General features: G+C 61.4%; 7 protein-coding genes. 5 read left to right on the top strand and 2 right to left on the bottom strand.

The genetic code is table 11. The features are described from left to right. The 4 genes from LGH70_RS06220 to LGH70_RS06205 form a co-directional block, all read left to right on the top strand. The coding region (locus tag LGH70_RS06220) for a tetraacyldisaccharide 4'-kinase (protein WP_226183717.1) at positions 1–794 on the top strand (794 nt) is incomplete at its 5' end. After that, a complete protein-coding gene (locus LGH70_RS06215; RefSeq protein ID WP_226183715.1) occupies positions 787–2,832 on the top strand; it encodes a putative porin in 2,046 nt (681 codons plus the stop codon). The genes LGH70_RS06220 and LGH70_RS06215, both read left to right, overlap by 8 nt. 40 nt (positions 2,833–2,872) lie before the next feature. Continuing rightward, entirely contained in the window at positions 2,873–3,484 is a 612-nt protein-coding gene (locus LGH70_RS06210) for a MiaE family protein (RefSeq protein ID WP_226183713.1), read from the top strand. 83 nt (positions 3,485–3,567) lie between these two features. After that, positions 3,568–4,029, top strand: a complete 462-nt coding sequence (locus LGH70_RS06205; protein ID WP_226183711.1) for a hypothetical protein — start codon at positions 3,568–3,570, stop codon at positions 4,027–4,029. Positions 4,030–4,144: 115 nt separating this feature from the next. Here the strand turns inward: LGH70_RS06205 and LGH70_RS06200 are convergent, their stop codons facing one another. Further along, positions 4,145–5,998, bottom strand: a complete 1,854-nt coding sequence (locus LGH70_RS06200) for a glycoside hydrolase family 2 protein (RefSeq protein WP_226183709.1) — start codon at positions 5,996–5,998, stop codon at positions 4,145–4,147. 238 nt (positions 5,999–6,236) lie between these two features. Next, on the bottom strand, positions 6,237–7,514 hold the full coding sequence (locus LGH70_RS06195; protein WP_226183707.1) for an asparagine synthetase B: 1,278 nt from the start codon (positions 7,512–7,514) through the stop codon (positions 6,237–6,239). 236 nt (positions 7,515–7,750) lie between these two features. Between LGH70_RS06195 and LGH70_RS06190 the strand changes: the two genes are divergently transcribed. Then, positions 7,751–8,989, top strand: coding sequence for an ABC transporter permease (locus LGH70_RS06190; RefSeq protein WP_226183705.1), 1,239 nt, complete (start codon positions 7,751–7,753; stop codon positions 8,987–8,989). Positions 8,990–9,010 lie beyond the last annotated feature (21 nt).

Here is a 9,010-nt window from a genome sequence, read left to right as displayed (position 1 = left end):
TCGCCGATGCCGCGGCCACAGCCGCTACCATCGGCGACGAGCCCCTGCAGCACTACCAGGATTTTCGGGGCCAGGTGCCGGTCGTGGTGTGTGAAAACCGCCGCACCGGCCTCGAAACCCTGCTGCACGAAGCTCCCGAGGTGACGGCCGTAGTCCTCGACGATGCCTACCAGCACCGGCGCGTGCGGCCCACCCTGAATGTGCTGCTGACCGAGCAGCAGCGGCCTTTCTACCACGACTACGTATTGCCGGCCGGGCGTTTGCGCGAAAGCCGCGGCGGGGCCCGGCGGGCCGATGTGGTCATCGTCACGAAGTGTGAACCGGAGCTGACGGAGGCCGAGCAGGCGGCAATGACAGCGCAAGTGCGGCGCTACGCCCGGCCCCGGGTGCCGGTGCTGTTTTCCGCCTATGCCTACGGGGCGCCGGTGCCGGTGGGCGGCGCTGCAACGCCTGAGAGCCCTGAAATCGTGCTGCTGACGGGCATTGCCCAGCCGGGTCCGTTGCGCGACTACCTGACCCGGGCCGGCTACCATATTGCGCACCACGCCGCCTTTGCCGACCACCACGCATTTACCGCGGCTGATATTGCCACTCTCACTGGGCAATTACGGCCCGGGCAAAGCGTTTTTACCACGCAAAAAGATGCGGTCCGCCTGCTCGAGCCCGCGCTGCGGGCGGCAGTAGCGCCGCTGCCGGTTTTCTACATTCCCATCCAGGTTCAGTTTCTGGCCGATGGCGCTGCCCAATTGCAGCAGTTGGTTTCTCCTTTATTTCAGCCCCACGCTGTTGTCTGATCTGCTCGTTCCGCTGTTTCGTTTCCCCTGCTCCCTGCGCCGCGTTGTTTTCGGGCTGGTGCTCGGCTGCTGCCTGCTGCTGCCCGTCCTGGGCCGGGGCCAGGTGCTCGACGATTCGACCAAGGTGCTGTATGGCGCCAAAACTACCCGCGTGCTGCGCGAGGCCGATATTCTGCGCGAGCAGTACGAGGGCCGCATCATCGATACGACCCTGACCAACCAGATGCAGGCCCGCTACTGGTTTCACGACAGCACGTTTCAGCAGGACCTGGGCAACATCGGCACGGCCTCGCGCCGCCTGCTCTGGGAGCCCAACGTGGAGCTGGGCACCCGCTTTGGCCGCAACGCCTTCGATAAGTACGTGCGCAACTCGGCTACCATTCCCTACTACGATACCCGCTCGCCCTACACGTTTTTCCGCTTTATTCAGAGTGGGGCCGGCGAGCAGGTCTTTGAGTTGTCCTATACCCGCAGCCTGGGCAAAAACCTGAACGTGGGCCTGGCCTACGAGCGGTTTGCCTCCAATAAGGCTCTGCAGTCTGCCAGTGAGCGGGAGGGGCAGGCCGAGCACTCCAACGTGCTGCTGTTTGCCCGCTACCAAACCAAAGACGACCGGTACCACGCCTTATTCAACATCAGCACGGCCCGGCACCGCGTGGCCGAGCAGGGCGGCATCCGCTACCAGCCCGCCGACCGGCAGGCAGACGGCACCTTTAACCCGCGCAGCCTGTTCGACTACGCCCTGGAACGCGTGAACCTGACCCGGGCCCTGAACGTGGACGACCGGGACGAGGTGCGTCTGGTGCACACCTACCGGCTGCTGGGCAAAGGCCTGACGGCCTACCATATCTTCGACTGGAAGCGGCAGTTCAACAAGTACAGCGACGAGCAGCTCGTCACCGACCCGCTCACCCAGCGGCTGCAGTTCTACCCCGATACGCTGCTGAGCGCCTCCCTGACCAACGACCGGGCCGAGTACCAGCAGGTCGAAAACACGGTGGGCCTCATGGGCCACACGCCCGCCGTGGAATACCGCCTCTACGGCCGCTACCGCGACTCCGAACTGCGGGCCAAGAGCTTCCTGGGCACTACCAATACGGTGTCGCCGACCTACAGCATGCAGTACTCCAACGTCTACTTGGGGGGGACGGCCGGGTTTCGCTACCGCAAGCTGATTGCCATCGAAGCGGCCGGTGAGGTGCTGGCCCTGCAAACCGGACCCGAAACCAAGGAGCTTAGTGAGTTCTGGGGCCGGGTTTCGGCCCGCCTGGGCCCCGTGAGCGGCGAATATCTGATTACCTCTTACTCGCCTACGCTCACCCAGCAGCGCTTCGAGGGCAACCACTACGCCTGGAACCACAGCGGCGGGGAAGGCGCCAGCGGCCCACCCGAGTTCAGGAACACGCTGGTAAACCAAATCACGGGGCGGGTAGCCCAGAAGCTGGGCCGTCACTACGTGGATGCGTCCGTCAGCGGGGTTACGATCAACGACCTGGTGTACTACTCCCAGGACTCGGTGGCTACCGCCCGGGGGTATCGGGAGGCTTTCCGGCGCGACGGTATTCCCCTGCAGCTAAACGAGGCCAAGCTGCTGCTGATTGGCTCCCTGCGCCACCGCTTCAACCTGGGTAAGTTCTTCTTCGACAACCAGGCTACTGCCACCAGCGGCGGCTCGGGCGAGGGACTGCGCATTCCCGGGCTGGTGGCCAACGGCAAGGTCTACTACCAGAACTACCTGTTTAAAAAGGCGCTGTTCGGGCAAATCGGGGCTGAAGTGTACTACCAGTCGCGCTTTAAGGGCTACGGCTACAGCCCCAGCAACCAGCAGTTCTACGTGCAGGACCGCTTCACGAGCCGCAACTTCGCGGTAGCCGATGTGTTTCTGATTACCGATATTAAAACGGTTTCCGTCTTTCTGAAAGTGGCCTACGTCAATCAGGGCTTCTACAGCTTCGGCAACGGCTACTTCCCGACGCCCTTCTACACGGGCCTGCCCCGGCGGTTTCAGTTCGGCATCCGCTGGCAGTTTTTCGACTAACTCTCTTCCGCAAAACGCCCTCCGCGAGGCGGGAAATGCTATGGACGCATCCGAATCCAAGGAAAAAACCATCCTCAAGCTCAAGCTCAATACCGACCCGCGCTGGGTGGATATTGCCAGCAAAAACATCGAGGATATCCTCGTCGACCACGCCTATTGTGAGCAGAAGGCGGCCAGCACCGGCATTTCGCTGATCGTGAAGTACCCCGAGAAAACGCGCCTCGTCGACGAGCTGACCGCCCTGGTAGCCGAGGAGTGGGCCCACTTCGAGCGGGTACTGCTCGAGCTGCGCAAGCGCGGGTTTGAACTGGGGCCCCAGCGGCGCGACGAGTACGTGGTGCAGCTCATGACCCACGTGCGCCGCGGCGACCACCGCGACCGGCAACTGATGGATATGCTGCTGGTAAGTGCCTTAATAGAAGCGCGTAGCTGCGAGCGGTTCAAGCTTTTGTGGAAGCACATTCCCGACCCCGAGCTGAGCAAGTTTTACTACGAGCTGATGGTCTCGGAAGCGGCGCATTTCGTGAGCTACGTGGATCTGGCCAAGGAATACCGCGACCCCAAAGAGGTGGATGCCCGCCTGCAGGAGCTGCTTAAAATAGAGGGCGACATTATCACCAATCTGCCGGTGCGGGACGACCGGATGCACTAGCGGAAAGTATGGCCGGAATATTGGTAATGAAAAATCAGACACTCCTCTTAGGCTTTTGACTAAAACGTTTTACTTTACCAACTATGAAAGCAGTATACGCATTGCTACTTCTGGTTTTTGCCGCCGTTTCGTCTTTTGCACAGGCGCCGCCCGCTCAGGTCGACTTCTGCGGGCAGCAGTATGAGGTGCCGGCCGGAGCCACGCTGGTGTCGCCCTACGAGGTGCGCGCCGAAAAATTCGACATCGTCCTGATGTACCTGAACCCGGCCGATCTGCGCAACGGGGCCCCGGCCGACTACACCAAGCAGCGCGTCAAGAAGGTGAAGGGCAAGGAGCTGCAGGAAATATCCTGCTTTATTCAGGGGGCGCCCGCCAAAGCCTTTAAGTATGGCTACGCGACGGAAAAGGGCATGGCCTACGAACTGCTGGCCTACGGCGTCACCAAGGGGCAGCCGGTCATGATTCAGCTTACGCTAGACGTGGACCCCTACAACAACGTGGAAATCCCCGAATTTGCCCGTCAGTTCGTCCACTTCGATAAGTAAGGCCGAAAGCCAGCGGAGAGGTTAGCTTGTCGGAAAGCCGCAACGAAAAGAAGCCCGGTTCCTGCTGCTGTAGCAGGAACCGGGCTTCTTTTCTGTTCAGTGCCCGTAGGTGAGGCTATTGAGCCGGTGGGGTTTCTCTCTGGCGCGAGTTCAACAGGCCCGGCGGCACCGACAGCTCGCCCGTGTGCGAATCAATGATGCCGTTGCGCTCGTCCTCGATATTGGTGGCCTGGGTGTACACGTCGCCGGCAATGGGCCGGGCCCGCAGCTCCCGCTTGAACTGCCGGATCCGCTCGGTGCGCTCTTCGCCGGCCTGAGGGCCGCCATAGTCGGCAAAGCCGAAACCGCCCCATTCGCTAACAATCAGGGGCTTTTGGCGGCGGTAGAAGAAAGGGTCGCCGATAACTAGCGGGAAGGCAGCCACGCCTATAAGCTCACCCGCCACGAGCCGGTCGAGCAGGTTTTGCCAGTGGGGCAGGTCGGGCGTGTAGAGGTGGGCCGTGAGCAGGTCGGACTTCAGACGCCCCTCGGCGGAAATATGCTGCCATCCGTCGTTGTCGACCACCAGAAACTGCGGGTGCTCGATCTGCATGAAGTGGTAGGTTTCCGTGATGTAGCGGCGCGTATCGGGGTTGGTGGCAATATCCTGGCAGCCCCAGTCCTCATTATACAGGCTCCAGATGACCACCGAGGGGTGAGACTCAATCAGGGCCAGCATGCGCAGCAGCTCTTCCTGGTGGTTCTGGCGGCTGCGCGGACTCGACGCGTGGGGGCTGGGCACTTCCACCCAGAGCAGCAGGCCCAGCTCGTCGGCCAGGTTGTAGATGCGCGGATCGACGCCGGCAATGTGCACGCGCACCAGGTTGCAGCCCAGCTGCTGCATAGCGTGCATGTGGCGCTGCATTTCCTCGTAGGTGGCCGTGCCGGGCTGATACAGAATCCCGTCGAGGTAGGTGGGCTCGTTGTTCAGATACACGTGCCGGCCCCGCGACTCAATCTTGCGCAGACCAAAGTGAGTTTCAATCTGGGCCACGTAGCCTTCCGCATCAATGAGCTGCGCCACGAGCTGGTACAGGTTGGGCGTTTCCGGCGACCACAGCCGGGCATCGGGCATCTCCAGCACTACCCGCTGTTGCTTCTGGCCCGCTTCGAGGCGCAGCGAAAAATCGGAAGCGTAGAGCGGCGGCGCCCCGTTTTTGCGGCCCCGCTCATACACCTGCAGGCGCAAGGTGTAGCACCCTGGGTCGTGGATGCGGGTGGTGAGGTTGAAGCGCACCAGCTTGTCTTCCACCACACTATCGACGCCCACGCGGGAGCGGAGGCGGTTGCGCTCCACCATTTCCAACCACACGCTGCGCACGGCCCCCGTAAACGTCTGGTACCAGATACCACCGCGCTTGTAGATGTGCGACTCCTGCTTGCCGCGGGTGGTTTCCGCGTCCATCGTGTCGGCAATGCGCACGGTCAGGCGGTTTACCCGGTGCAGGTTTTCTTCGCGCAGTTCGTAGGAAAACGACGTGTATTCGCCGTAGTGCACGTCTTCGCCCTCAATGGTGCGCAGTTGCCGGCCGTTCAGCCACACCCGCGTCTCGTAGCCGCAGGCCCCGAAGGTGAGTTGAAACATGGAGCGTAGCAGGGGCTCCTCAATTTCGGGCAGGGTGAATTCCCGCTCGTACCAGGCCACCACCTTGTCGTGCCACACCGAGGGCTGGTTCTGGCCCTTGGCCTGGGCCATATGGGTTTCGATGGAGCCGGGCCACTGGGCTTTGTGCTCGTAGGTATAGCCCAGGTGCCAGCCGTCGCGCAGGCCGCTGTCGTCGGGGTCGAGGGCAAAATTCCACTCGCCGTCGAGCAGCACGTGGTTATTTAGGCGTAGCACCGCCCGCGGCAGCGGGTTGGGCATTTCCTCAATGGGCTTGGTTTCCTCCTGGCTGGCCGACAGGCCATAGTTGATGTGCTCTAGGTTCATGCGAGGGGCGTTGGTAGAAGAAGAGTCGGGCAGGTGCCGCACCGACCAAGGTAGGGTTCTATACGAAGAGCGTACGCAGTTGCCGCGGGCAATGGCTTATTTCGAGCTGAACAATGCGCTTTCGGCTGAAAAAGTAAGGGGTAAAGCAGCGCGGGCAACGGACCGCCACCAACTGGACGCAACAAAAAAAGCCCGACCACACTGGGTCGGGCTGGAGCGGCGGGCAAAAACGCCGGGCTTAGGTTTTCTGCTTCTTCTTCTTGGCGGCCGGAAACAGGATATTGTTCAGAATCAGGCGGTAGCCGGGCGAGTTGGGGTGCAGGGCCAGGTCGGTGGGCTCTTCTTCCACTAAGTGCTGGTAGTCTTCCGGGTCGTGGCCGCCATAGAACGTCCAGGTGCCCTTGCCCAGCGTGCCGTGCATGTAGCGCACCTCGCCCGAGGCCTTGTTGTCGCCCATCACCACCACATCCGACTTAATAAGCGGCTTGCGGAAAGCCGTGGTCTGGCCCATAAAGCCCTTGACGGTTTTCTCGTGGTTCTGGGTCAGCATGGTAGGCACCGGGTCGTACTTGGCCGAGAAGGTGAAGAGCTGAAAGTAGTCGTTGTCTTCGTACACACCCCGCTCACCGGGCTGCATGTCGATGTTGGAATACTCGTACTGGTAGGGGTCGCGCACGATCTGGAAGTCCTTGAAAGCCAGGGTGCGGTTGAAGTTAAACTTGGATTGGGCCGTGGGGTCGGCCGGGTCACCGTCGTACATGCTTTCCACCATGTCCAGGCCCAGGCCGGCCAGGGCAATATCGTAGGTGTCGGTGGCCGAGCACATGGCAAACTGGAAGCCACCGCCGGCAATAAACTCCTGCATGCGGGTCACCACCGCGCCCTTCATCTGACTCACTTTAGTGAAGCCGTGGCGCTTGGCTGCCGCTTCCGACTCGCGCTGCTGCTGCTGGTACCAGGGCCGGTTGCGGTAGGAGGCGAAAAACTTGCCGTACTGGCCCGTGAAGTCCTCGTGGTGCAGGTGCAGCCAGTCGTACTTGGGCAGCACGCCGTTGAGCACGTCGTCGTCGTAGATTTCGGTGTAGGGAATCTCGGCGTAGGTCAGCACCAGCGTCACGGCATCGTCCCAGGGCTGCTTGCCCTTGGGCGTGTACACCGCAATTTTGGGCGCCTTCTCCAGCTTCATGATGTCCATGTTGGCGTTGGGGTCGGCTATTTCGGCCAAGATGCTGCCGTACTGGGCCTCAGAAATCACCTGGTAGGAAATGCCGCGCACGGCCAGCTCATTTTCCAGGCCCTGGGCATTTTCGCAGGCAAAGCTGCCGCCGCGGTAGTTCAGCAGCCAGTCGACCTCCACCTGCCGGGCCAGCAGCCAGTAGGCAATGCCGTAGGCTTTCAGGTGCTCTTTCTGCCCCTGATCCATCGGGATAAAGACGTGATTGGCCAGCGCAGCAGCCGGCGCACTAAGCCAGGTGGCCAGCAGTAGTAAAAAAGGCAGAAGTCGCTTCAGGTCCATCGGGTTCTGCTAAGTCGGGGAGGAGGGTACAACAACCGTACAACAAACCGACGCGGAGAATTCCGTTTGGGTTGCCAGGTCGGGCCGGCCGGGCCTAAACAAATGTAGCGAAACCGGCCGGTGTTTGCCGGAAAGTGGTTAGCTTGCGGAACCAGCCAATGGCCCTAAATCCGCGTTTACGCCCGATTTGACCCTTTTTGGCGCTTTGCCCTCGGTCGATTATTATCGTTGTCGCTATGCACCTGCTCGAAAACATCAAGGAGGCTTTCCGCTCTATTCACAGCAACCTGCTGCGCACCGTGCTGACGGCCCTGATTGTGAGTATCGGCATCATGTCGCTAGTGGGTATCCTCACCGCCATCGACGCCATCAAGTTCTCCCTGAACCAAACCTTTGCCAGCCTCGGGGCCAACTCCTTCGAAATCAAAGCCAAGGGCTACACCAACCGCGTCCGGCGCGGGGGCGTGCAGGGCAAAACCTACCCGGCCATTACCTACCTGCAGGCCAAGCAGTACAAGGAGCAAATTGGGGAAGAAGGGCAGGTGGGCATTTCCGCCTTCATTGCCGGGGCGGCCGAGGTGAAGGCCAACGGCCAGAAAACCAACCCGAACATGAGCGTGGTGGCCGGCGACGAAAACTACCTGCAGATTCAGAACTATAACCTCTCGCGCGGCCGGGCTTTTTCGGCTATTGAGCTCGAAAACGGCTCGAATGTGGCCATCGTGGGTAAGGAAATCACCGACAAGCTCTTTCCCAACCTGAGCCCGGTCGACCGTTACATCTACCTGCTGGGCCGCCGCTTTCAGGTGGTGGGCGAGCTGGAGAAAAGCGGCAGTACGATGGGCGGCGGCGGCGCCGACCGGACGGTACTGATTCCGCTGGAAACCGGCAACCAGATGCCCCGGCAGCGCGCCCTGACCTACGACGTGAAAACGGCCACCCTGCAGCCCGAAAACCTGACCTATCTCACCGGCATGGCTACCGGCGTGATGCGGGCCGTGCGCCACGACCAGCTGGGCCAGGAAGACAGCTTCGACGTGGAGCGCAGCGACTCGCTGGCCGGCAAGCTCGATTCGCTGTCGGGCAACCTGCGCATGGGCGGCGGCCTGGTGGGCTTTATTACGCTGCTCGGCGCCAGCATTGCCCTAATGAACATCATGATGGTGTCGGTCACGGAGCGGACCCGCGAAATCGGTATCCGCAAGGCCCTGGGCGCTACCTCCCGCCAAATCCGCCAGCAGTTTCTGATTGAGGCCATCGTTATCTGCGTGCTGGGCGGCCTGCTGGGCATCATCCTGGGCGTGACGATGGGCAACTCTATTTCCCTCTTTATTGGCGAAGGGGCCTTCCTCGTGCCCTGGTTCTGGATGAGCATGGGCCTGGCCATCTGCATTGCCGTGGGCCTGGCCTCGGGCTACTACCCGGCCAGCAAAGCCGCCGGCCTCGACCCGATTGAGTCGTTGCGCTACGAGTAGTTTCAGGGGAGAATTCCCTTT

The organism is Hymenobacter nitidus (assembly GCF_020447315.1).
In the GTDB taxonomy this organism is placed as follows: domain Bacteria; phylum Bacteroidota; class Bacteroidia; order Cytophagales; family Hymenobacteraceae; genus Hymenobacter; species Hymenobacter nitidus.
The sequence above is the reverse complement of the archived record's forward strand: the minus strand, read 5'-3'. Positions and strand labels throughout refer to the sequence as shown.